The organism is Companilactobacillus sp. y65-5 (assembly GCF_057541095.1).
Genome location: NZ_BAAJOA010000002.1, coordinates 1 through 24,818, shown reverse-complemented (window position 1 = coordinate 24,818; position 24,818 = coordinate 1). Strand labels below are relative to the sequence as shown.

22 protein-coding genes, 2 pseudogenes and 1 riboswitch are annotated in these 24,818 nt (G+C 38.5%); of the genes and pseudogenes, 14 read left to right on the top strand and 10 right to left on the bottom strand.

Annotation, left to right across the window (positions count from 1 at the left end; translation table 11 throughout):
- Window positions 1-110 precede the first annotated feature (110 nt).
- Both AC27FM_RS04000 and AC27FM_RS03995 read left to right on the top strand, forming a co-directional pair.
- Window positions 111-971, top strand: a complete 861-nt coding sequence (locus AC27FM_RS04000) for a GRP family sugar transporter (protein ID WP_487086119.1) — start codon at window positions 111-113, stop codon at window positions 969-971.
- A gap of 85 nt (window positions 972-1,056) precedes the next feature.
- Window positions 1,057-1,842, top strand: a complete 786-nt coding sequence (locus AC27FM_RS03995) for a glucose-1-dehydrogenase (RefSeq protein WP_487086117.1) — start codon at window positions 1,057-1,059, stop codon at window positions 1,840-1,842.
- 214 nt (window positions 1,843-2,056) lie between these two features.
- Here the strand turns inward: AC27FM_RS03995 and AC27FM_RS03990 are convergent, their stop codons facing one another.
- Window positions 2,057-3,172: an ROK family transcriptional regulator gene (locus AC27FM_RS03990; protein ID WP_487086115.1), complete on the bottom strand. Its 1,116-nt coding sequence runs from the start codon at window positions 3,170-3,172 to the stop codon at window positions 2,057-2,059.
- Window positions 3,173-3,485: 313 nt separating this feature from the next.
- Here AC27FM_RS03990 and AC27FM_RS03985 point away from each other — a divergent pair, with 313 nt between their 5' ends.
- From AC27FM_RS03985 to AC27FM_RS03975, 3 genes are all read left to right on the top strand, one after another.
- On the top strand, window positions 3,486-4,919 hold the full coding sequence (locus AC27FM_RS03985; protein WP_487086114.1) for a glycoside-pentoside-hexuronide (GPH):cation symporter: 1,434 nt from the start codon (window positions 3,486-3,488) through the stop codon (window positions 4,917-4,919).
- A gap of 129 nt (window positions 4,920-5,048) precedes the next feature.
- Window positions 5,049-5,825 carry an SDR family oxidoreductase gene (locus AC27FM_RS03980; RefSeq protein WP_487086112.1) on the top strand — a complete coding sequence of 259 codons (777 nt, stop codon included), beginning with the start codon at window positions 5,049-5,051 and terminating at the stop codon, window positions 5,823-5,825.
- A gap of 28 nt (window positions 5,826-5,853) precedes the next feature.
- Window positions 5,854-7,386, top strand: coding sequence for an FGGY-family carbohydrate kinase (locus tag AC27FM_RS03975; RefSeq protein ID WP_487086110.1), 1,533 nt, complete (start codon window positions 5,854-5,856; stop codon window positions 7,384-7,386).
- A 588-nt stretch (window positions 7,387-7,974) separates the two neighbouring features.
- Here AC27FM_RS03975 and AC27FM_RS03970 read toward each other — a convergent pair.
- The 5 genes and pseudogenes from AC27FM_RS03970 to AC27FM_RS03950 all read right to left on the bottom strand — a co-directional run bounded on the left by AC27FM_RS03970 (window position 7,975) and on the right by AC27FM_RS03950 (window position 11,773).
- Window positions 7,975-9,231, bottom strand: coding sequence for an RNA-guided endonuclease InsQ/TnpB family protein (locus AC27FM_RS03970; RefSeq protein WP_487086108.1), 1,257 nt, complete (start codon window positions 9,229-9,231; stop codon window positions 7,975-7,977).
- A 165-nt stretch (window positions 9,232-9,396) separates the two neighbouring features.
- Window positions 9,397-9,747, bottom strand: a pseudogene (locus AC27FM_RS03965) (LysR substrate-binding domain-containing protein); the annotation flags it as partial.
- Between the two features lie 34 nt (window positions 9,748-9,781).
- The gene (locus AC27FM_RS03960) at window positions 9,782-10,279 is read right to left on the bottom strand and encodes a MerR family transcriptional regulator (RefSeq protein WP_487086106.1); all 498 of its coding nucleotides are present in this window, start codon (window positions 10,277-10,279) and stop codon (window positions 9,782-9,784) included.
- A 76-nt stretch (window positions 10,280-10,355) separates the two neighbouring features.
- Window positions 10,356-10,913, bottom strand: a pseudogene (locus AC27FM_RS03955) (sugar O-acetyltransferase).
- Between the two features lie 14 nt (window positions 10,914-10,927).
- Entirely contained in the window at window positions 10,928-11,773 is an 846-nt protein-coding gene (locus tag AC27FM_RS03950) for an oxidoreductase (protein ID WP_487086104.1), read from the bottom strand.
- 630 nt (window positions 11,774-12,403) lie between these two features.
- Here AC27FM_RS03950 and arsD point away from each other — a divergent pair.
- From arsD to AC27FM_RS03915, 7 genes are all read left to right on the top strand, one after another.
- Window positions 12,404-12,769 carry an arsenite efflux transporter metallochaperone ArsD gene (gene arsD / locus AC27FM_RS03945; RefSeq protein WP_487086102.1) on the top strand — a complete coding sequence of 122 codons (366 nt, stop codon included), beginning with the start codon at window positions 12,404-12,406 and terminating at the stop codon, window positions 12,767-12,769.
- Window positions 12,770-12,781: 12 nt separating this feature from the next.
- On the top strand, window positions 12,782-14,512 hold the full coding sequence (gene arsA / locus AC27FM_RS03940; RefSeq protein WP_487086101.1) for an arsenical pump-driving ATPase: 1,731 nt from the start codon (window positions 12,782-12,784) through the stop codon (window positions 14,510-14,512).
- Window positions 14,513-14,767: 255 nt separating this feature from the next.
- Window positions 14,768-15,334 (top strand): SOS response-associated peptidase, encoded by a 567-nt coding sequence (locus AC27FM_RS03935; RefSeq protein WP_487086099.1) that lies wholly within the window; start codon window positions 14,768-14,770, stop codon window positions 15,332-15,334.
- A gap of 237 nt (window positions 15,335-15,571) precedes the next feature.
- Window positions 15,572-15,671: riboswitch (TPP riboswitch) on the top strand.
- Window positions 15,672-15,734: 63 nt separating this feature from the next.
- Window positions 15,735-16,031: a thiamine-binding protein gene (locus AC27FM_RS03930; protein WP_487086097.1), complete on the top strand. Its 297-nt coding sequence runs from the start codon at window positions 15,735-15,737 to the stop codon at window positions 16,029-16,031.
- The gene (locus tag AC27FM_RS03925) at window positions 16,000-16,761 is read left to right on the top strand and encodes an ABC transporter permease (RefSeq protein ID WP_487086096.1); all 762 of its coding nucleotides are present in this window, start codon (window positions 16,000-16,002) and stop codon (window positions 16,759-16,761) included. Before AC27FM_RS03930 ends, AC27FM_RS03925 begins: the two co-directional genes overlap by 32 nt.
- A gap of 13 nt (window positions 16,762-16,774) precedes the next feature.
- Window positions 16,775-17,773 (top strand): ABC transporter substrate-binding protein, encoded by a 999-nt coding sequence (locus AC27FM_RS03920; protein ID WP_487086094.1) that lies wholly within the window; start codon window positions 16,775-16,777, stop codon window positions 17,771-17,773.
- A 4-nt stretch (window positions 17,774-17,777) separates the two neighbouring features.
- The gene (locus tag AC27FM_RS03915; protein WP_487086092.1) at window positions 17,778-18,518 is read left to right on the top strand and encodes an ABC transporter ATP-binding protein; all 741 of its coding nucleotides are present in this window, start codon (window positions 17,778-17,780) and stop codon (window positions 18,516-18,518) included.
- 38 nt (window positions 18,519-18,556) lie between these two features.
- Here the strand turns inward: AC27FM_RS03915 and AC27FM_RS03910 are convergent, their stop codons facing one another.
- The 3 genes from AC27FM_RS03910 to AC27FM_RS03900 all read right to left on the bottom strand — a co-directional run bounded on the left by AC27FM_RS03910 (window position 18,557) and on the right by AC27FM_RS03900 (window position 22,249).
- Window positions 18,557-20,323, bottom strand: coding sequence for an ABC transporter ATP-binding protein (locus tag AC27FM_RS03910; RefSeq protein WP_487086090.1), 1,767 nt, complete (start codon window positions 20,321-20,323; stop codon window positions 18,557-18,559).
- Window positions 20,324-20,360: 37 nt separating this feature from the next.
- A complete protein-coding gene (locus AC27FM_RS03905) occupies window positions 20,361-21,044 on the bottom strand; it encodes a MarR family winged helix-turn-helix transcriptional regulator (protein WP_487086088.1) in 684 nt (227 codons plus the stop codon).
- 137 nt (window positions 21,045-21,181) lie between these two features.
- Window positions 21,182-22,249: a baeRF8 domain-containing protein gene (locus AC27FM_RS03900; protein WP_487086087.1), complete on the bottom strand. Its 1,068-nt coding sequence runs from the start codon at window positions 22,247-22,249 to the stop codon at window positions 21,182-21,184.
- Window positions 22,250-22,397: 148 nt separating this feature from the next.
- On the opposite strand from AC27FM_RS03900, the gene AC27FM_RS03895 reads away from it, so the two are divergent.
- On the top strand, window positions 22,398-23,186 hold the full coding sequence (locus AC27FM_RS03895) for a DUF2238 domain-containing protein (protein WP_487086086.1): 789 nt from the start codon (window positions 22,398-22,400) through the stop codon (window positions 23,184-23,186).
- A 102-nt stretch (window positions 23,187-23,288) separates the two neighbouring features.
- Window positions 23,289-23,909 carry a hypothetical protein gene (locus AC27FM_RS03890; protein ID WP_487086085.1) on the top strand — a complete coding sequence of 207 codons (621 nt, stop codon included), beginning with the start codon at window positions 23,289-23,291 and terminating at the stop codon, window positions 23,907-23,909.
- Window positions 23,910-24,002: 93 nt separating this feature from the next.
- On the opposite strand, the gene AC27FM_RS03885 is transcribed toward AC27FM_RS03890, so the two are convergent.
- On the bottom strand, window positions 24,003-24,818 hold an 816-nt coding region (locus tag AC27FM_RS03885), incomplete at its 5' end, for an RNA-guided endonuclease TnpB family protein (RefSeq protein ID WP_487086084.1).

The following is a 24,818-nucleotide window of genomic DNA, read 5'->3' as shown; positions in this document are numbered from 1 at the left end:
AATTAAAGCGAATTTTAGGGGATGAAATAATGTGAAGAGCCCAGATTGTGGTTGAGTAATTTTAAACAAGGATGAATTATTCTAAAAATTTAAATCAAAGAGGCTTTGTTATGGAAATTGTATTAATGCTGTTGCCGGCATTAGCTTGGGGAATTTTGCCACTAGCAGTTGCACGGATAAATGGGAAACCAGTTAATCAAATTTTTGGTACAGCAGTTGGAACTTTATTAGTTAGTTTTGTAGTTTACGTAGTTTTACGACCAACGATTTCATTGCCAAGTTTTATCCTCGCTGCCTTAGCTGGGGGCTTTTGGATCATTGGTCAATTAGGTCAGTATAATGCATATCGATCAATTGGAGTTTCACAGACAATGCCGATTTCCACTGGATTACAGTTGATCGGTACATCATTGATAGGTGTTTTGGTTTTTGGAGAATGGGCTACAAATAATGCTCGAATCTTTGGTGCGATCGGTATCTTACTACTGATCATCGGTATCTTTTTGACGGCAGTACATGATCGAGGGGTTCAAAATACTAATCAAAAGAATCAAACAGGAACCTTGATCATGCTAGTTTTAACGACTATCGGATTTTTGATCTATAATGCTATTCCTAGAGCGATGACAGCTTCTGGTCTAGCAATATTCTTACCGGAATCAGTTGGTATGGTCATTGCTGTGTTGCTGTATATACTATTTACTCGCCAACCTGAAGTGTTGCGTGCAAAGGCAAGTTGGCAGAGTTTATTAGCAGGGATTATTTTTTCTTTCGCAGCCATTACTTATATTTTGTCAGTGCGTAATAATGGTGTGAATTCAGCATTTGTTGTATCCCAATTGTCGGTTGTTCTTTCGACAGTCGGCGGGATGGTATTCTTACATGAAAACAAAAGTCATCGTGAGTTGATTTTTACTATTATCGGTTTAGTGCTAATTGTCATTGGTGCTATAACTACTACTATTTTTTAAAAATAAAAAAGTCTTGCTATGAAGTGCGAACCAAGGTTTAGACTGATTTTGAAGTTAGAAGATATATTTTGAGGAGGAACATAACATGTATACAGATTTAAAACAAAAAGTAGCCGTCATTACTGGAGGCTCAAAAGGTATTGGTAGTGCAATTGCTAATCGATTTGGTCAAGAACAAATGGCTGTCGTCATTAATTACAATAGTGATCCAGTAGGTGCACAAAAGGCTGCCGATCAAGTGATCGACAATGGTGGTAAGGCTGTCACAGTTCAAGCAAATGTTTCAACCGAAGAAGGTAATCAAGAGTTATTGCAAGCCGCTTTGGATAATTTTGGAGATTTAGACGTTTGGGTCAACAATGCAGGCATGGAAATCAAGTCACCAACTCATGAGCTTTCCTTAGATGATTGGAACAAAGTGATTTCGATCGATCAAACTGGTGTTTTCTTAGGTTCAAAGACGGCATTAGCTTATTTCAAAGCACATGACAAAAAAGGTAATATTATCAATATGTCATCCGTTCATGAACAAATTCCTTGGCCAACTTTTGCAAGCTATACAGCTGCCAAGGGTGGTGTAAAGATGTTCACTCAGACAATTGCGATGGAATATGCTAAAGACGGCATTCGTGTGAATGCTATTGGTCCTGGCGCAATCAATACACCAATCAATGCAGAAAAATTTGCTGACAAAGAACAGTATGACCAAACGGTTTCAATGGTACCAATGAATCGAATCGGTACACCTGAAGAGGTTGCTGCAGGTGCAGCTTGGCTAGCTTCAGATGAATCAAGTTATGTAACAGGGGTTACATTATTTATTGATGGTGGCATGACCTTATATCCAGCCTTCAAAGATGGTCAAGGGTAAGATTTATGCATTAGTAAATTGTAAAATATAACCGAACACTAGAAGATATAAAAATTTTTTTGGTTAGTCATATTTAATTTATTGACAGTGTGTAATAGGGATGGTGAATTTAGACCACCGTTATTCTTCTAGTTTTCATATATCCAAAAACATCCTTTAACACTAGCTGATTAAGCAAGTGATTAAGGGATGTTTTTTTATCTATCAATTATTTTTAAATATCTGCTAATTTTTCTCTTTGAAAAGGTACAGCAGCACCAATAGCCACAGCATGCTCTGTTACTTGACCGAGTCGTAAGTATCCGTTGGTCTCAGGGAAAACGGATATTTTGTCCAAACGTTTTTTTAATCTATTCAGATGTGTTTGATTTAAATGCTTAGCGATGTCACCAGCAATTACGATAGGGATGTCTAAGAACATGTGGAGATTGTAGATGGACTGGCTCAGATTATCGAGATAGGTTTCAAACCGTTCAGTGATCCCAGTGTCACCATGGTCGAGTGACTTGAAAAATTCGCTTGGTGTTTCATTTTTCTTTAACAATGAGGTCAATGAACAGTAAGTTTCGATACATCCGCGGCGTCCACAGTAACAATGTGGGCCAGAAGTTTCATTGAGTGTTATGTGTTCCATTGTTCCTGAACGACCAGTGAAAGTCTTGAGAATCTGGCCGTCAAACATCACTGCGGTGCCTAAGTGTTCACCTATGGATAAGTACATGGCGTCCTCAGATTTGATGACATTTTCGGCGACCGCAACACAGTCAGCGTCGTGATAAAAACGCAGAGTAAAGGGGAGATATTCTTTGAAGTCATCTATTTGCATACCTGTGCATTCGAGGATTTTTCCGTATAAAACTCGGGATCCATCATTTGAAATCAATCCTTGAATTCCCATGCCAACTCCCAGAACTTGTCCGCGAATGATTGCGTTGTCGCTAATAAAGGTCATTATTTGGTTGGAAAGAGCCGCATAGTAATCCGGATTTTTTTTGAACTCAAGGTCAATGCTTTTTTTGAATAAGATTTTAAATTTCATGTTAATGACACTGATCGTTACCCGGGTGCGGAATATTTCGACACCGATACTGAGCCATAAGTTGGGATCGATGGCATATGCAGTGGCTCTGCGACCGATGCTAGATTGAAATTGACCACTTTTATTGATTAGTCCCTTTTCAGCCAATTTCACTATATTAGAACTGACTGTTGGCAGGCTTATACCAAGTTGATCGGCGATTTCTTGCTTTGATAGACGTTCATTCATGTACAGTAATTTATAGATGTCTGAGTAATTACTGTGTTGAATACTCTTCATGTTGCTGCTCATGAGCGCTCCTCCGTATTCTTAAATACGATTAGTGTAACACAATTTAGAAAATGCCAAATATAAATGTTAATTGTACGATTGCTCAATATATATCTTAGTTGATGATTTTCTAATTAATTTAAATATTTTAAAGATGATTAAAGATACTGATGCCAACTATTCCACTAAAAAATAAAATTTAATTTCAATTGTGAATAATATCTTTAACGTGTCGAACTATTGCAATTAAAAGCGGTTACATATATACTGAACCCCGTAATTAAGTAAAGTCATTTTACAAAATGCATTTTGATTATAGAGAGGTGAGTTTATCGTGCGACAGTACTTTTCATATGCGTTTGGAACGTTTGGTCATGATGCGTTCTATAACACATTAAGCATTTATTTTATGATGTTTTTAACTAGTCAACTTTTTACTAATTCTGGTGACGAAGGGATGGTTGGTATCGTTACAACCATCGTTGTTATTATTCGGGTTGGAGAGATCATGTTTGATCCGATGATCGGTGGAGTTGTGGACAATACAAATACTCGATGGGGAAAGTTTAAACCGTGGATCTTGATTGGTTCAATTGTAGCCTCAATTGGGTTAATATTTCTATTTTCTGACTTCTTTGGATTTGCATGGAGTAATCCAGTCATCTATTTGGTTCTGATTGCAGTAACGTTTTTGGTTATTGACGTATTCTATTCGTTCAGTGATATTGCCATCTGGTCGATGTTACCTGCCATGAGTCTTGACGGTAAGACCCGAACAAAGTTCGGGACCGCTTCAAGAATTGGATCAACGCTAGGTGCGCAAATTATTATTGTTATTATAACGCCGGCTATTATGTTTTTTAGCCACATTTTCTCAGGTGTTGATTTTGGTGTTCAGACTCGTGCCGGTTGGACGGGTTACGTCATTATTATTGCCATACTATGTTCTGGCGGGGCGCTGATTACTTGTTTGAACTTGAAAGAAACTCATAACGTGATTCGCTCCAATGTGAAACATACTACTTTGACAGATATTTTTAAGGCCATTGGTCGTAATAAACAATTATTATGGATCGCTGCATCGTACTTTTTGTTTGCATTTAGTTACGTAGTTACCAATTCGCTGTTGATGTATTACTTCCGTTATCGGTTGGGAAATGCCGGTGCATATACGTGGGTCGGAATCATCACCTGTATTTTAGGCGTCATCTCAGTTGCTTTGTTCCCCGCACTGGAAGCCTTAATCAAACGAAAGGCTATTTACGTTGGTGGAATTGCCTTCATGCTGATAGGTTATGGATTGTTTCTATTTGCGGGACAAAACTTATTCATGGTACTTCTTGCCGTGTCCTTTTATTTTTTCCCATATCCATTGATCTTCTTGGCTACGTTAATGACTATTACAGACAGCGTGGAATACGGTCAATTGGTCAACGGAACGAGAAATGAGTCTGTGACTTTGTCGGTTCGACCGCTCATTGATAAGTTAGCCGGCGCAGCTTCAAATGGAATTGTTGGGATCGTTGCTGTGATGGCTGGTATGACTGGAAACGCCAAGCCAGAAGATATTAGTGCCGCAGGGATTCAACAGTTCAATATGTTTATGTTCTATATTCCAATTATTTTGCTCATATTGGCTGCAGTAATCTTCTATCGCAAGGTAACACTTACCGAAGAGAAGCACGCTGAGATTGTCCGTGAACTTGAACTGAAGTTGGGCGGGAACAGTGACAAAAATGATCTCATCCCTGATCTAGTGTCAGATTAGGCTGAAATTGTGATGTATAGCGCTTACAAAAAAAACTTGACAATTTTAATTGTCAGGTATAGATTAAGTTTTGTAATTAAGTAAAGTCGTTTTATAAAATGACCAGATGAAAAATAGGAGGCATTCAAAATGGGAATTTTGGATCGTATGAGTTTAGACGGTAAAAAAATATATGTTACAGGTGGAGCTCAAGGTTTGGGTAAAGCAATGGCTACTGGATTAGCTGAAGCAGGTGCTGATATTGCTATCGTAGATATCAATGGTGAAAAGGCGCAAGCAGCGGCTGATGAAATTGCTAAAGCAACGGGTCAAAAGACTATTGCAGTGACTACCGATGTGACGAACCCTGAGCAAGTCCAAAATATGGTTGATACCGTAGTAGACAAATTGGGTGGTTTGGATGCCGCATTCAACAATGCAGGAATCTGCATGAATATTCCTGCTGAAGATATGACTTTTGATGAATGGAATAAGGTAGTTAACTTGAACCTTAACTCCGTATTCCTATGTTCACAAGCTGCCGGTCGCTATATGATCAAGCAAGGTAAGGGATCAATTGTTAACACTGCCTCAATGTCAGCTCATATCGTCAATCGACCACAACCTCAATGCTCGTACAATGCTACTAAGGCTGGTGTTATTCAATTATCGAAGTCACTTGCAATCGAATGGGCAAAGAAAGGTGTTCGCGTGAATACGATGAGTCCAGGATATATGGGAACTGATTTGACGCTTAGTTCACCTGATTTGAAACCGCTAATCGAAACTTGGAATGACTGGGCACCACTTGGTCGTATGGGACGTCCCGATGAATTACAAGGAATTGCAGTTTACTTAGCTGGCGACACCAGCAGCTTCTCAACTGGTGATGATTATCTCATTGACGGCGCCTTCACTGCATGGTAATCAAACGAGGTTAAAGGGGAATTTAGATATGGATTATTTGATTGGTACAGATATTGGAACTTCAGGAACTAAGAGTATTCTGATGGATACGAATGGAAAGCTGATTGCACAAGATCTTGAGGAATATGATGTATTAACACCACGACCACTTTGGGCTGAGCAATGGCCAGACGTTTGGTTAAAGGGTGTTAAGGATTCTATTCGCGCAGTTGTTAAAGACAGCGGCGTAAATCCTCACGATATTCGTGGTATTGGACTGAGTGGATTGTATGGTGGCTCGGGTATTCCGGTCGATAGTAACATGGAACCAGTAAGACCAGCACTCATTTGGATGGATCGTCGGGCCGCCGAAGAAACTCAATGGGTTAAAGACAATGTGAATATGGAAAGATTATCTGAGATTACTGGCAATGACGTGGTTGATCCCTATTACGGATATACCAAAGTATTGTGGATTAAGAACCATGAGCCAGAAAATTGGGTTAAGACAGCGATGTTTTTACCACCTAACAACTATGCAATCTACAAGTTGACTGGCGAAGTATCGATTGATTACTCTGCTGCGGGAAACATCGGAGGATTCTACGATATCAATAAGGGTGAATGGTCACAAGAAATGATGAGCGCCATGGGTGTTCCGATGGATAAGATGCCACAGAAATTTGTGGATGCCACTGAAGTGGCAGGTCGTTTGACTGAAGAAGTGGCTGCTGATCTAGGATTGAATGCTGGTACACCAGTTATTGCTGGTGGAGTAGATGTCGGAGCTGCCAATGTTGGTATGGGAGTCTTTGAACCCGGACGCTATGTGGCCGCTATTGGTTCATCAATGAATGCGGCGCTGGTATCGGAAAAGCCAATCAAAGGTAAAGGTTTAATTGTTTGGCCATATCCATACAAGTCACGTAATCTGGTATACAATTTTAGTGGATCGGCAACTGCTGGAGCCATTACCAAGTGGTTCCGTGACAATTTTGCAGAAGCTGAAGTCACCGTACAAAATAACGGAGGGCCCAATGCATACGTATCGTTAGGTAAAGAGGCTAAAGATGTTCCCGCTGGGAGCCAAGGGCTAGTCGTCCTGCCATACTTTATGGGTGAGCGAGCACCAGTCTGGAATTCAGACGCTAAGGGTACGATTCTAGGCTTGTCACTGGTCCATACTAAAGCTGATATTTTCCATGCATTTCAAGAAGCTGTCTGTTATGCGCTTCGTCATAGTATCGAGAGTACAGGTCGTGATCTCGGTGATTATATTGTTATTGCTGGTGGAGTTACCCATTCCAAGGAATGGGTGCAGATGTTTGCGGATGTAACTGGTTACGCAATACGGACACCGCTTGATGATGCTGAGGCCAATTTAGGAGATGTCATGTTAGCGGGTCTGGCAACTGATACTTTGACAGTTGATCAAGTTCAATCTTGGCAAGTGCTTGGAGATAAGGTTGAGCCACGACAAGACAAACATGAAATCTATAACCAATATTATGATCTCTATCGTGATTTGTATCGCGATCTGGGCGATGATATGCACCGTTTGTCAGAGATTTCAGGAATTTAATAGACATGGTAAAAAAATAAAAAGGCAGTATTAACTAGCCTTAAAAAGTGAAAATGAGACGAAAAACTAAATTTTAGTTTTTCGTCTCATTTTCACTTTTTAAGTATATTTTTTAAATGGGTTACTGTTAGTGATTTTAGGCTTGTAAGTTGGGATAGGGTACTTTTTTTACATCAAAATTGATGATTATAGAGTTGAAGGTTTACTGCATCAAAAAAATATGGAGTCATCAATGGAACGGAGGTGATTTATTATTTAGAAATTTTCATAAATTATCCATCTAAATTTAAGGAAATTACAATATGAATCGTTCATCATTAAGTGGCTTTATATTATAAATACTTTCTGAAACTGATTTCTGCGCACATTCTATAACACGGTTTACTAATGGAGCGTTAATTTTTTTATCATTGTTCCAAGTAAGTCCTATTTATCAACCACTCCCCACTAAAGTAGGAAATTTGTGAGAATACCACTCAATAGTGATACGACCACAATTAGCTTAGATACAGCGATCGCCCAATGGGTCTTACGTGCTAATTACCAAAGCCTTTATAGTCCACAGGTTGCCGATGGACTGTTGTTTTTTTAAGCTAAGCCTTTGATCAAAATGTTTTGAGCAGCGTTGTGATCACGAATATGAAAGGTGTCGCAGTTAAGACATGTCCACTCTCGGTCAGCTAAGGTCAGCTTATCTGTGTTATTGGTTCCCATAATGAATCCACATTCACTACATGTTTGCGTGGTATTTCTAGGGTCAACCGTGACAAACTTTTTTCCGTAAAGGTCAGCTTTATAGCTAAGCATATCTAAGAATGTCCGCCAACCGACGTCAGCGATACTCATTGCCAGTGCGTGGTTCTTTAATAAGTTTTTACTCCTCAATTCTTCCGCAACGACCAAGTCGTGGTTCTTGACCAGTGTAGTTGAGGTTTGATGTAAGAAGTTTTTCCGTTGATTGGCTATCTTGATATGGAGTGCGGCAACTACTCTACGTTGTTTCTGGTAGTTCTTAGAATCGATCAGTTTGCGGTGTTCCTTTTTGGCTCTTGTAGCTCTTCTGGACAACTTCCGTTGCTCTCTAGCTAATTTACCTTTGATAGAACGATAATAACGTGGATTAGCTATTACGTTACCGTCTGAATCAGTCAGGAAGTTGTCAGTATTCAAGTCGATTCCAATAGAAGACTTGCCTGAGTTTTCTGCAATGGTAACGAAAGGTTGTTCAGAAGCAAGTTGAAGTGAAACATAATAATTTTCGTTAGAGTCCATTGAGATCGTGACTGTACCGATACGAATAATATCAGCTTTTTTCCACAATTTAGCTGGCATACCACTAAAACGTACCCGTCCAATTTTAGGCAAGTGTATCCGACTCTTATCTAATAATCGGACACTACCCGTCAACATGTTGGATACTTTTACCTTTGTCGAATACAAGCATGAAGTTTGGTATTTTTGTTCAGTAGTTTTTTTATGAAAAACTGGTGTACCTGAACGATGCACCTTACAAAAAAGATTCCAAGCAGCACGATAATTCTGGATCGCATTAGCTTTCATCAAACTGTCTAGATCACTATCGTTGAGCCAACCATGAATGTTCGATATCCCGGTAGAAGGTCTCTTCAATCTTTGTTCTAATGTCTCTATACGTTTTTGAACGACTTCAATTGGTATTTGAACTTGACGAAGGGTGAACAATTCTTTGTTCATACCGTTCATCTCATTATAAATAAATCGGCTAGCGTTACTATTTCGTTTGATTAGTCGCTTCTGTGCAGTCGATGGAAAGATCCGCACTTTAACACCATAGTGATACGGAAGTTGTGCCATCGTTTTACTCATATCGCTTAACCTCCTTACTTGTATTTTATTATTATAATATAGGATTAATACCAAATCACGTCATACGCAAGATGTTGTAGAACATTATATCGAGAATCAAAAAACGCCTCACGGCGTTAATTATCAAGCATTCATCTACCTGATTAAAATCAGGAGATTTCTGCCTCAATTTTTAGTTAAAGTAAAGGGGCATGACACATATTTTTCTGGAACCATTTTATATTCTTCAGTAATAGATGACTGTGGTAGGAGCGCGATTACAATCCCATCTTTAGCACTTGTTTCGATGTTATCCATACTGGTACTAGTGAAGACAACATTAAATTTCATTTTACATTTTCGTAGCGAATAAATGGAATAGTCATTGATAACACAATTATCTGAGAATAATGCGATTGGTAGGCACTCTAGATTACTCAAGTTGAAATTTCGAGAGCAAACCCATTTTAATGGTTCTTCCCATAACAGAATATCGTCAGGATACTGCTGTTCGGAAGCAACTATTGAAAAATCTACGGTCCCTTCTTTATGTTTTTAATTAACACTGTAATTACTCCGTCTCTTTTGCCGTTTTATGATAGTCAATCAATTGCCGAATATCACCACAGTTAGCCAGTTCTCGTTCATAAATTTCTCGGGTGTTAGAATCGACATTCCCAGCTTGATCAAAATGAACTTGTTCTGTTCCGGCCTCCAATGATGTTTTATAATACCACTTCTTATACCGCAGAAAATCTAACTGTTGCTGGAGGGTTTCGATCTTTTCCATCAGAACCCGTTCTTCACGATCAAGAAAGTTATAGCGATCTTCCAGCGTCATATCACCTTGCATGCACATCTCAACAAAGTCACGAATCTGTTCAATTTTAAGGCCACTCTTCTTCATACATTCAATTACTTGAAGAAAGTTAAAATCATTATCCTTAAACTGCCGGCGCCCTGCTGAATCACGGTCAACAAACGGCAATAAGCCCCGTTTTTCATAATAGCGGATGGTCGACTGGGCAATCCCCATAATTTCTGCTACATCACCAATTGAATAAGTCATTTTAATTCACCTCATACGCAAAAAGACTGGGAATATACTCAGCCTTTAATATTTATTTACTATTACAACATAACACTTATTCATCTAAATGCTTAATTACCTTTGTTGGAACTCCAGCAGCGATACTATTATCTGGAATATCGTGTGTAACTACCGCTCCCGCAGCAATCACAACATTATTACCCACCGTCACGCCGGGAAGGATAACTACGCGACCACCGATCCATACATCATTACCAATATTGACTGGTGTCGCCTGGGCCAGGTACTTTCTACGACCGATTGCTGTTGTTGGATGGTTAACAGTGTAAATATCAACATTGGGACCAATCATCACATTATGACCAATATTGACTGGTGCAATATCGAGAATTGTTAGATTATAGTTGCTCAAGAAGTCTTCACCAACATGAATGTTCTTCCCGTTATCAAAGTGAATTGGCGCCTGCATCGAAACTCGTTTCCCATGGGAACCCAGGATTTATTTTGCTTTTTTCTCTTGAGCAGCTAGGTCACTTGAAGAAATTGCGTTAAATTCTTCCGATACCGTTGCACTCTTTGCTTTCCGTTCGACAACTTCTGGATCGAGAAAATAATATTCTTGCCCAGCATCTAACTTTTCAATTTCACGCATCGTAGTCAGTCTCCTTATTTTTCTGGTTGATCAGCCGAGATTGATAGATCACGACTCTTCTTAAATTCTTTGAGAGTATTTTCATATTTTTCAATTGCCGTGTCAACTGAAAACTTCCCGAGTGGCAACCGCAATGGTAAGTCAGCAAAGTTATCCGTTACTTCATCATAGATGATCTTAGCAGCGGCCTTAGGGTCACCGGGTTCGTGGTGGGCACCTTCTGCGTTAGTAGTAATGTCTTTAGCAAACTTTTGGTAGTCGTCGTGCGTTGGCATAGTCTTCTTTGAGGAACGACCAGCCCAATCAGTCCGAAAACCACTAGGTTCCACAATCATAATCTTAATACCAAGGTCAGCGGTTTCCTTTGCAATGGACTCACTGATTCCTTCAACGGCATACTTAGTTCCGTGGTAGAAAGACCAAATTGGGAATGAAGCCAATCCACCAATTGAAGAAAAGTTAACAATGGCACCAGACCGTTGTTTCCGCATTGTGGGCAATACGGCTTGGGTCATTTCTGCCAGTCCCCAAACATTAACATCAAACATGTACTTTGCTTCCTTTAAGTCACTTTCTTCAAAGGTGGCAAAGTAACCAAGTCCAGCATTATTAACTAACACATCAATCGTGCCGAACTTTTCCAAAGCATTATTAATAGTATCCTTAATCTCATCAGAGTTAGTAACATCTAAGGTCTGCTTCAAAATTTGCCCATGGTCATATTGATCTAGATAATCTAATTGGTCAGTGTGCCGAGCCGTTGCCACTAAGTTGACATCTTCTTGTTGAGCTAACAGAGTAGCGAGTTCCTTACCAAAACCAGTTGAAGTACCAGTAACAATCCATGTGTTATTTGACATAAAAATTACACTCCTTTTTAATAGTTGTGGTTAGTATAGGACTTAAACCATAGTTTAAGTCAAGAGCATAATTCAAAGAATTTAAATTAAATATCATGCAATTAGAACAATCAATCTAATGCTAGACAAATTAGTTATTATGCGTGTTACACATATCTTGTTAGTGTTATTAATTCTGACAAACATTCTACTGTTTTCTAAAACTGATAATATTTAGAGTTAAACCTAGTCCTATTCAGTTAAAATAATTTCCTAGTTTTCCCATTAAATTACTTGCTTTTATCATCGAAATTGCAAAAAATAAGCCAATATCTTTGAATAGCATTTTTTTGTTTCCAAACCAATATCTAAATTTCGTCTCATAAAAAAGCCTGACACTTTTGTAAAAATCATCAGGTTACACTTAGGTTGTTTCATTCTTGTCAATAGCTTAATTTAACAACTGTAGCTTTGTTAACAATTTCACTTGACAACGCTTACACCCTATTTTATATTATACATAGATAATCATCTATATTTAAAATACACAGATGATTGATAGATATTATTACTTCAATTAGCACCTGTTTTCATAGTAGTAAGTTTGTTTTTTTTGCTTGGACAATAAATACATAAAAGGGGAAGATACATATGAAAAAAATAGAATTGTTTGAACGTGCATTATGCTGTTCCACCGGAGTATGTGGACCATCTGTGGATAAGACTCTACTGATGATCACTTCAGCTTTTGAAGCAATGGATGAAGCTGATAATATTGATGCAGATCGTCATAATTTAAGAAGTGATCCGGCAGCGTTTGTTAATAATCCCTTAGTTTTGAAGGCTATTCAGGATGAAGGTAGAGATATTTTACCAATGACATTAGTTGATGGTAAGGTCGTTAAATCTGGAGAATATCCAACTAAAGAAGAATTGACAGAATATACTGGCTTAGAATTCGCTGAACCAGAGGTTGAACAAGTAAACGCAGAAGGTGGTAAGTCTGACTGCTGTTAGGAGGTGTGCGGGATGAAGCTATATGAACCGACCAATATTGAACTGACCAAATATTTATTTTTCACCGGAAAAGGTGGCGTTGGTAAAACTACAACGGCATGTGCCACGGCCATTCAGTTAACTGATGCTGGCTTTAAAGTGATGTTGGTCAGCACTGATCCAGCATCTAACTTACAAGATGTTTTTCAAACGGAGCTTACTAACAAGCCCAAGACCATTTCAGGAGTTCCTAATCTCAAAGTTGCAAATTTCGATCCGGTAACGGCTGCTAGCGAATATCGTGAGAGTATTGTCGGTCCATATCGTGGCATACTGCCTGACAGTGCTTTGGAAAACATGGAAGAACAACTTTCGGGTTCATGTACAGTGGAGATCGCAGCTTTTAATGAGTTCGCAAACTTCCTGACTGATACGACGATCGAAGATGGGTATGACTACATTATTTTTGATACTGCACCTACTGGTCATACTTTGCGGATGTTACAGTTGCCATCAGCTTGGAGTAGTTTTTTGAACGAAAACACCACAGGTACTTCTTGCTTAGGTCAATTATCAGGGCTAGGTGACAAGAAGGAAATGTATACAAACGCTGTCGATACTCTGAGTGATGGACAGTTAACTACATTAATGTTAGTTACTCGTCCACAAAAGGCTTCAATTATCGAAGCTAAACGTTCTTCGGATGAATTGAGAAATATTGGTATTTTGAATCAAAAATTAATTGTAAACGGTCTGCTGGAAAAGGCCGATGATAATATTTCTCAAGCAATCTACGGTCAACAACAGACTGATTTGGCAGAGATTCCCGCAGAATTACAAAAATTCGATACGTTCTATGTTCCTTTACGTCCCTACAATGTCACCGGGATAGATAAGCTACGAATTTTGTTGAATAAGAATCAACCAGAGATCGTGGAACAAAACAATCCTGAAATCGAATTCCCCAAGCTACAAGCTATCATTGATAACTTTATTGCAACTGATAAGAAGATTATATTCACGATGGGAAAAGGTGGCGTTGGTAAAACTACGATTGCCATACGAATTGCTAAAGAATTAGCTAAGGCAGGGAAAAAAGTTCGCTTGGCAACTACTGATCCAGCTGACCATTTGAACCTGTATTTGTCAGGGACTGAGGATATCTCTGTCAGCCACATTGATGAAAAAAAGGAATTAAAGAATTATCAGGATGAAGTTATCGATAAGGCGAAGGAAACGATGAACGACAATGATGTCGCCTATGTTGAGGAGGACTTACGATCACCTTGTACACAGGAGATCGCAGTCTTCAGAGCTTTCGCGGAAATAGTCGATGCATCCGAAAATGAAGTGGTAGTGATCGATACGGCACCAACTGGTCACACGCTATTGTTACTTGATTCGACCCAGAGCTATGCTAAGGAATTGAAACGTAGTTCCGGGGATGTTCCGGAATCGATCCAGAAATTACTCCCTCGTCTACAAGACAAAAATGAAACCGAAGTTTTGATGTTAACACTGCCAGAGACGACGCCGGTTTATGAGTCAATGCGCTTGAATGAAGATTTAAACCGTGCCAGTATCGCTCATACGTGGTGGTTGGTCAATCAAAGCATGTATGCGACTAACACTTCCAATGAGATTTTAGAAGCCAGGGCGGCTAATGAAATTGAATGGATCAATAAAGTAAAAGAAATTTCCCACGACCATTTTGCAGTTTCCGAATGGATTCCTAATTTTGATAAATCGGTCGTACTTCAATAATATTCACTTAATTGCACTCGTAAGGGTGCAATTTTTTTTGCAAATTACGACATCAAGAAAACTAATAGTCTGAGCCAGTATACTACCTAATATCAAAGCTTGTTAATGCTGAGCATCGGTGCAGTCTTATTACGAATTAGTACAATTCAAGCTACGAATAAGAATTATTAAATATCTACTTGATGTATATTATTTTTCCACAAGATATTTATTTGTTAAAATTATCTGTAAATAAGTATCAACAGGAGTTCAAATATGTGTGGACGTTTTACATTTCAACCAGATGATAATGCGGAGATCAACAGAATTTATCAGTTAGCTGTGGAAAACGGTTATCAACCTAAGACTGGAGAAGTTTTCCCCACTGATCCGACCGCTATTGTCAAAGCTGGAAATCAACAAGTACAAGTAGTAACGATGAAATGGGGATTCCCGGGATTCAAAGCTGGGCAAAACATCATCAACGCTCGATCTGAGACGATCATGCAGAAGCCGATGTTTGCGGACTCTTTTTTGAATCGACGTTGTGTTTATCCGACTACGGGATTTTTTGAGTGGTCCGCTGACAAGGTCAAGCATCGTTTCAACTACGGTGATGATACAGAAACCTTATATATCGCCGGATGCTATAAGGTATTTGAGGGGGAGACTCGCAGTGTCCTGTTAACGACTGCTCCGAATGAATCTATGATCGAGATACATGACCGCATGCCATTGATCTTGCAAAAGAATCAGATTAAATCTTGGATCTACGATCAACAATTTGCGATGGAATTTTTACAATCAGCTATGCCGTTATTAAAATCTCATACGGATGAGTAATATTTTTTAATTATTTTACGCGGTATTTTTACGTTTCTTTTTATATAACCTTATACGATAATATAATAACGTATAAAGAATCATACTTAGAAATGCAAGTATAGCAAGGAATTAGGACCTGTCAAAAGTTATTCGCCTATCGAGTGATAAATTGACAGGCCTTTTTGCATCCTGTAATCTGTGGTAGTCCTAAAGCAGCGGATGATATATCACAAGTGAAACATTTTTTGGAACAATACAATATTGCAGGGGGACGCGTATGCGTTGAGAAGGTCTTTGACCTGACCCTTTGAACCTGTTGGCCAATACCAGTGTAGGGAGCGTGTCATTTATTGACTAGTCAAGCATTTTCCCTATTCTGGGAAAATGCTTTTTTAATTCAGAGAAATGGGGAAGATAGATGGAAGCAAGTGTAGCGATTCAAGTTTTACCAATAGTTAAGGATGAGGACAAGTTGATCAGTATCGTGGATGAGGTTATTGCCTACATTTCCGGTACGGGACTAAATTATCAAGTAGGTGCTTTCGAAACTTCGATTGAAGGTGACTATGATGAATTGATGGAAATCGTCAAGCAATGTCAGCTTATCGCCATCAAAGCGGGCGCGCCTAGTGTTTCCGCATATATCAAAGTGATCTATAAGCCAGAAGGGGAAGTCTTGAGTATTGAGAAGAAAACGAAAAAGCACCAACATTAATGCTTATTCGATTTTTTCTGTCGTATCGATAATTGTACTCTGGCAAATCATCAGCCTTTTCAAGTTAGTACCAGATTTCATGTTGCCATCGCCAGTGCAAGTTTATCAGGCATTTGTTAATGACTTTTCGTTATTGATGTTTCATGCCAAAGTAACCTTGTTAGAAGCGGTAGTCGGATTGATCTCTGGTGTGACTTTGGGGATCATTGCGGCAATCGTGATGGATCATTTCAAAAAAATGAAAGATGCACTCTATCCAGTTTTGGTGTTAACACAAACCATTCCGACAGTTGCCATCGCACCATTATTGACGATTTGGTTTGGTTTCGGGATCATGCCCAAAGTAGTGTTGATCATTATCACGATTTTCTTTCCCGTATCAGTAGCAATGCTGAATGGATTTTCATCAGTCGATAAAGATGAGATAAGGTTATTGCAGTCCATGGGAGCCAATCAATTTCAGATTTTTCAGCACATCAAAATGCCGGCTAGTTTAGGTGATTTCTTCTCAGCGATGCGAATCGCTGTTACCTATGCCGTTATTGGTGCGGTGATTTCGGAATGGCTAGGTGGATTTGAAGGCCTGGGAGTGTACATGACGCGAGTACGTAAGTCTTATGATTTTGACAAAATGTTTGCCGTTATATTTTTGATTTCGATTATCAGTTTGTTGCTAGTAGCATTAATCAATACCATAGAAAAATATAGTATGCCTTGGAAAAGGGATTAAATAGGGAGTTAATATGAAATTCAAATGGAAAATTTTATTAGTTTTAAGTTTGTTTACGATCTTTGCAGGATGTAGTAGTCAAAAGAGCGCCAAAAGTGATACTGATTTGAAAAAAGTAACGATTGTATTAGATTGGACACCAAATACTAATCACACTGGATTATACGTTGCTAAGCAAAAAGGATACTTTAAGAAGCAAGGTTTGGATGTGAAAATCGTTCAACCTTCAGATGGGGATGCCAGCTCGATCGTAGCTGGTGGCAAGGCTGATTTTGGTATCTCAGCACAGGATACCTTGGCAGCTAATTATGCTTCGAAAAAACCACTACCGATCACTGCCGTAGCGGCAATTTTACAACACAATACTTCCGGTATCATGTCACGCCAAGGCGACGGTATCAACCGTCCAAAAGGTCTTGAGGATAAGACATATGCCACATGGGATTCACCAATTGAACAGGCCATGATCCAGAATGTTATGCAACAAGATGGTGGGGACTATAAAAAGTTAAAGATGATCCCTAATAATATTGTTGATGAACCAAAAGCCTTAAAAGAAAAACAAGCGGATGCCATTTGGGTCTTCTACGGTTGGGGAGGAATCTCTGCTAAAGAAGAAAAAGTTCCAGTCGACTATTTCTACTTCAAAGATTTAAATGCAACATTTGATTATTACACACCAGTCATTATTGCTAATAACGACGCATTGAAGAAGGATCCAGAGACAGCTAAAAAGTTCTTGAAGGCAACTACTCAAGGTTACGACTACGCTGTTAAGAATCCTAAGGATGCCGCAAATATTTTGACGGAACAAGTACCAGAATTGAATAAGAAATTAGTTAATGCCAGTCAAGAATGGATCTCGAAGCAATATACAGCTGAACAATCACGCTGGGGTTATATTGATCCACAACGCTGGAATGCCTTTTACACTTGGTTGGATGAGAACAAGTTGATCAAGAAGAAGATTCCTAAAGATACTGGTTTTACCGATAAGTATTTGCCGGAGTAATTGAATGCATAAATTAGTAATTGAACATATTTCCAAAAGCTTTGAGTACAAAAAGATTTTGAATTACCTATGTTTTTATGTGGATGCCAACGAGATAGTTAGTATCGTTGGTCCTAGTGGAGTTGGTAAATCAACCTTGTTCAATATCATTGCTGGTCTCTTGGAGCCAAATCAAGGTGAAGTTTATTTAGATGGTAAGTCGATCTTGAATCAACCCGGTAATGTTTCATACATGCTACAAAAAGATCTGTTATTACCATATAAGACTGCCGAGCAGAATGTAGCTTTACCATTGCTATTAAAGGGCTACAAGAAGGAACGGGCACTGTTGGAAGCAGATGATATATTAAAGAAATTCGGATTAGAAAAAGTTGAAAAAGCCTATCCAAGTGAATTGTCGGGTGGAATGCGCCAAAGAGTGGCGTTATTGAGAACGTATTTATTTTCCGATAATTTAATTTTGCTGGACGAACCATTCAGTGCTTTGGACCCATTCACGAAGTCAGAGATTCAATCTTGGTATTTGAAGATTCATAAAAAATTAGGATTAACGACTTTATTCATAACTCACGATATCGATGAGGCAATCAAACTGTCGAGTCGGGTCTATGTGTTAAAAGGTAGTCAGAACGATAGCTTGGAAAAAATCGAGATAGATAGTAAAGCACAAAAAAATGATAACTTTTTGTTATCATCAGATTTTTTGAAGTATAAGAAACAAATTATCAATGGTTTAAAAAATTAGAAAAGATCTCTGCTGACAAAATTCAGCAGAGATCTTTTCTAATTGACCATCTGTTCGTTTACATATTGGGCATATAATTTATGATCTTGTAGTAATTCACCGTGAGTTCCATGTCCAGTTACTTGACCATGTTCAATGAAATAAATTTGATCTGCACCAACGATAGTGGATAGTCGGTGGGCGATGACTAAGGTAGTTCGACCGATCATCAATTGTTCCAATGCTCGTTGAACTTTTTCTTCCGATTCAGAATCCAAACTTGCCGTTGCTTCATCTAGCATGAGTATTTTGGGATCACGTAAGAAAGCACGGGCAATGGCGATGCGTTGTTTCTGACCACCGGATAATTTTACACCACGTTCACCGATCGTAGTATCTAATTTCTCAGGGAATTCTTTGACAAATTGGTCGGCATAAGCTAATTCTAATCCATGCCAGAGTTCATCGTCAGATAAGGTTTTATTCAATCCATATTGGAGGTTATCACGGATACTACCAGCGAAAACGGCACTATCTTGTGAAACGTAGCCGATTTGTGAGCGCCAATTGGAGATATTGACGTTACTAATGTCATGTTCACCAACGGTTATCACACCACTTGTAGGAGTATAAAAGCGTTCGAGCAGTGAGAATAGTGTCGACTTACCACCACCGCTGGGTCCGGCAAAGGCAATGACTGTGTTTGGTTTTGCTTCAAACGACACGTCTGTGAGAATAGGGTGTTCAACTTCATAACTAAATGAAAGTTTGTTAGCCTTGATAATCTTACCTTCGACAGCGATTATTTCTCCGTCGTCAACTGGTTCGATTTCAGTATCTAGGATTTCTTGGATACGTGCAGTTGAACCCATAGCCTTTTGCACTTGAGAGAAGAAAGTGGCAAAGCTAGTTACCGGAGCGATGATATTGAATAGGTAGAGCAGGAAGGCTACTAATGAGCCACTTGACATTGTTCCAGCCTGAACCCTTACAGCACCGTAACCTAATATACCGACGAAAATACCTAATATTGCGGTCATCATGATTGGTTGGAGCACTGCTTCGACTTTGGCATCTTTAACACCGAGGGTGAATATTTTCTCGATCAAATTCCCACCGGTAGTTTTTTCGAAGTTTTCACCATTACTTGATTTGATCAAGCGAACTTCGGACAATTTTTCACTGGCATCAGCATTGAAGTCAGCGGTGGCCGCCTGCAGTTGACGTCCCAATTTAGAGAGGATGCGTCCAACTGGCAGTAATATCAGTATGAAGATAGGAACGGAACTGAACATGATAGCCGCCATTTTCCAATCCATCAAAAACAATATGATCATCGAGCCGATCAACTGGATGCCACCAGTGATAAAATTGGGAAATTGTGATGTCACAAGATCCTTGATGATCGAAGTATCATTGACTAGGCGGGAACTACTTTCGCCAGATTTATGATCATCAGAATAGCTCACTGGTAATTTCAGCAGGTGATTCCAAAGTTTCTCTCGTAAAGTTTTTACCGCACTTTCACCGACATAGCGGAGTAGGAATCCACCGATAGTACCAAAACCTAATTGCACGGCGAAAGCGAGTAATAGAATTGCCAGCATTTTGCCGTCGATCTTCGTCAATTGACTAGTATCGACCAAACCTTTGGTTAATTGTGGAACGACCAAACTGGCACCACTGGTGACTAAGCTCAACAGCAATCCAATTATAAAGATACCTTTTTTGGGATTAACACTATTGATCAATTTTAAAAATTCTTTGAACTTGAGATTTCCCTTTTTAGCCGGGATGTTTTCTCTCATGACTGCTTCACTACGCATTATCAATGCCCTCTATATTAATTCTTTGATTCTGATTTTAAAATCTAAATTGGCTCATCCGTGGATTTTCATGACCCATATGATGGCAACCTTTGCCACGCATCATTTGTGGCATGAATCCATCAGGCAAGTCACCATTTCTCCTGGCTTGGCGCATTTGCTTGCGCATATGGTGGCGCATTTGTTCAGGTGACATGTCTTGCCAATCATCACCGAATTTTGCCATCATAGTCTCATGAACTTTTTGCATTTGTTGCATTCGGTCCATTGGATCGACGAACTTATCAGCTTTTTGTTTGAAGTCATTATCCCAACCGCTGGCAATTTTTGTCAAGCTATCGCTAAATTGTTTTTGTTCATCATCATTTAATCCAGCGAAAAAGACTTCACTATAATCTTCATTCTTGAGTGACGCATTCTCGTCAGCCTTTTTACGTCCTTCATCGGTCAAATAAACTAACTTTGTTCGTTTGTCGTTTTCGTCTTCTTTGCGGATTACGTCCCCGTTGTTCTCTAATTTCTTTACCAATTCAGCAACTGAACTTGGTCGAAGGTCTAAAACTTCAGTTAAATAACTCTGGCTTAAACCATCCTCCAGTCTTAAAATAGCTAGAACGCGTTGTTGTCCTGATAAACGTTGCTTCTTTTGGCTCATGAAGTTATTGCTAGCTTCACTGATAAAATGTAATTGTTTCATTAAATCATCTGTTAATGTACTCATAATATATTCCTCATTTCGTTATTATTTTTAGTTCGGTACCGAACTGTTAATTCACAAATGATTATAGTTCGGTACCGAAGTAATGTCAACTAAATAAATTAAAAAAAGTACCACTGAAAATTTCAGTGATACTTCTTCTAATAGACGATTGCAGTCATGGCAGGCATTTGAACCATTTGTGTAGATGAAATAACTCGACAATAGATATTATTCAGAGTGGCTTTTAGCATTAGCTTATTCTGATCGATCGAGTATGAATCACCATTGTTGAATGAAATCAGCGACTTCACGCGTTTTTCGTTTAGAGCATGTTCGATGCTGTCGATATCATTCAAAATTTTATTCTGGCGTCCGGCTTGATGATATTCTTTGATCAGAGCTTGGGTTTGAATTGCTCTTTGATCATGAAAGACTTGATCGATCTTCTTTGATAATTCATTTGTAGGTAAGTTTGCGATCGAACTGTGGATAACATTGTAGATATAATTTGAATTCCCATAATTATTCAAGTAAGTGTCAAGAACTTCAGGCAATCCTGAAATGATGAATTGAAATTTCTCAGTTTGATATAATTTGGATAATTCACTGTCCAAATAGCGATAGTAGATCAATTGATCTTTTTGCTGCTCGGCATCCTTGGAACGGTGTCCATGGTAATTTCCTTGTAAACCACCATATGAACCGACATTCAAATTAGAATTAGCATCGAAGTCAGCGTAGTAGTCTGAGAATTTATTATGAATACTTGCTAAACTGGTTTCTTTGAGATCAAGCAAGTCGATAATATGAATGCGGTCACGCCCCAAGTTGATCAGGTATTGTGGTTTAGTCGTTAATTCGTCTTGATTGAATAAATCTTGAATCAAAAAGGTGCTGCCGACGTGTGACTTTGGATGAACTGGCTGATCCACTTGGCAAATTTGGATATCATCGTTATTAGCAAGGATCAATAGTGACTTCCGATGCGAACTCAATAAATTACGATCTAAGAGCAGTTGCTCTAATCTTTCGATGATAGTATTCCAGTCACGGCGAGGATAGTTCAATTCTAGATCTTTTTTGATATCCTTAAGTAGATTTTTGTAGGTCAACATATTATTTTCAATTTGAGGAGTTTCGGGATGAATGGGCAGAACGATACTGATTTTTGGTTCTGTCTTTGAGGACAAAAGTCGTAATAATTCTTCTGATAGATTTGCTTTCATGAGTCATCTCCTAATCGTTATTATAATTTTTTAGTAATATAAGAATATCATGTCACTGGTTAAGTTGGCTAATAATAACTTTCGAATAAATATTCAGAACGGCGATTCAATGGTAGACTTAAACAAATATATTTATCTTGGAGACAGAATGAAACTTTATAAAATATTTACACATTCTACTAATGATGCTAGTAAATTTGTCAAAGCAGTTTACGTTATTTATCGCTTGATCGCCCTCTCTATGTTGATCAGCGAAGCGATAATGGATCGTGGCAATGAAATGTTTATTGTGATCTTAACTTTGATTTTATTTGAAGTGCCGGCATTGATCGAAAACAGATTTAAAATCATGATCCCAGATATTTTGGAATTCGTGATCATTTCGTTTATTTTTAGTTCAACGATACTCGGAGAACTAAGTGACTTTTATGGACATTTACGATTCTGGGATACAGGTTTGCACACGCTGAATGGCTTCTTAGCGGCAGGGGTAGGGTTCTCGTCAATTTATTTATTGAATGAAGGGATCACTTCGATCAAACTCACACCGATTTTCATTGCCCTAACATCTTTTTGTTTTTCGATGACGATTGGCGTGATGTGGGAATTCGGTGAATTTACCGCTGATCAGTGGTTGAATACTGATATGCAAAAAGATAGGATCGTTCAAGAAGTTAACAGCGTTGAATTATCCCCAGTTCCTAATACAGTGCGGCATATCAAGCAAATTGATAAGACTGTTATCCATACGGAAGATAATCAAAATATCACGGTAAAAGGTGGTTATTTGGATATCGGATTGATGGATACGATGAAAGATCTTTTCGTTAATTTGATTGGAGCCATATTCTTTAGCATTTTTGGATATTTCTATTCCTATTCCCACAGTAAAAAATACCAGTTTATTCGTAATTTTGTCGTCTCAAAAGGTAAATGATCGATCGGAAATAAATATTTAGGTGAAAAGTAAATTCTTCTCGTATTTTAGTTTGTAAGAAAATTTCTTATAAATTTTAATTACGAGGAGAATTTTTTGATTATGTTCGATAACATCATGGAGATTCAATTAGAAAAAATTGGCGTACAAATTGAAAAAATATTGACTGAAAAAAATCTACTGCTTTCAGAATTAGCTGATAAGACGGGCTTGATGACAGAAGATCTGCGGGGATATGTTTCTTGCCGTCGAATGCCATCAAAGAATATCATTCGCTCGATTGCCAATTTTGCTGGGAAACCAGCAGGTTGGATTTATTTTGGAGAGATCAACGAATATATTTATGATTATTTAGTTCTGCGTGGGTACGAGGCCATGTTGAGCGATTATCCGGATATTCCTCGACAGATCGAGTACGATTATTTGAATGGTGAATTCAAAAATCCCGGTTGGGAAAATGAATATGGCTATCCTGAAGAAGTATTCATTGATGATTGCTTTTTTGATATCGAAAAAGAATGCATGGATGACCATGTTAGAGTTTCAGCAATCAGATATTTAGAAAATCACAACGTCTCGTTTGAAAGCACTGAAGCAAAGGAATTAAGCATCCGCAATGTTGTTAATATCGTAGCAGAAATAAAAGAATATACTGGTGAATTGAACTATGAAGATCAAGATGATATTGACTTTATCATCGAAGATCACTTCAAAAGAATTTAATTACAAGTGAACTACTCGTCACTAAAGTAACGAGCTTCTAGGAACACTCCAAACTTGCCGATCAGTATTTCAACTAATCAGTAGAGGTTAAAGCTAATTTACTAAGGCTTGTTCCAAGCCCTTTAATTCTATATTTTTGGCAGCGTTTATATCTCTATCATGTTTGGCATTGCATTTAGGACATCGCCACTGTCGGATATCCAATGTGTGTTTGCCGTCATCGTAACCGCAATTAGAGCAGTTCTGACTGGTCTTGAATGGATCAACAACAATAAGTTGCTTTCCGTACCATTTACACTTGTATTCAAGCATCAATCTGAGTTCTCGCCATGATTGATTAGCGATAGCTCTTGCTAGTTTATGGTTCTTGATCATGTTCTTAGTCTTTAAATCTTCGATAACGATAATGTCGTTGTCTTTGACTAGTTGAGTAGTTATCTTATGCAAGTAATCGTTTCTTTGATTAGCTATCTTCTCGTTATACTTAGCTACCATGATTTTAGCCTTCATGTAGCTTTTGTATTGAGAGATGTCTTTTGGGGCTGTTAGTCCATACTTTTTATGATATTGGATATCCTTTAAAGCAAAGTTGCGGCGCCTAGCCAGCTTCCTTTCCCAGGCATGTTTCTTACTAGCGAGTATCTTATCGAAACGAATAGTAGGATATTTCTTTCCATCAGAACCGATCATTAGATCAGCTACTCCCATATCCAGACCGATAGTCTTATTAGTCTTATCGAACGTTTGGTTTTCACATTCAACAAGAAGAACTGCATAATATTTACCAGTGAATGATTTTTTGATTGTGACAGACTTTATTGTTTCTGGAACATTCTTACCAGTTTTGTATTTCATACAACCAAGCTTTGGTAGCTTTATCAAATCATCCATAGTTTCGATATTGTGATT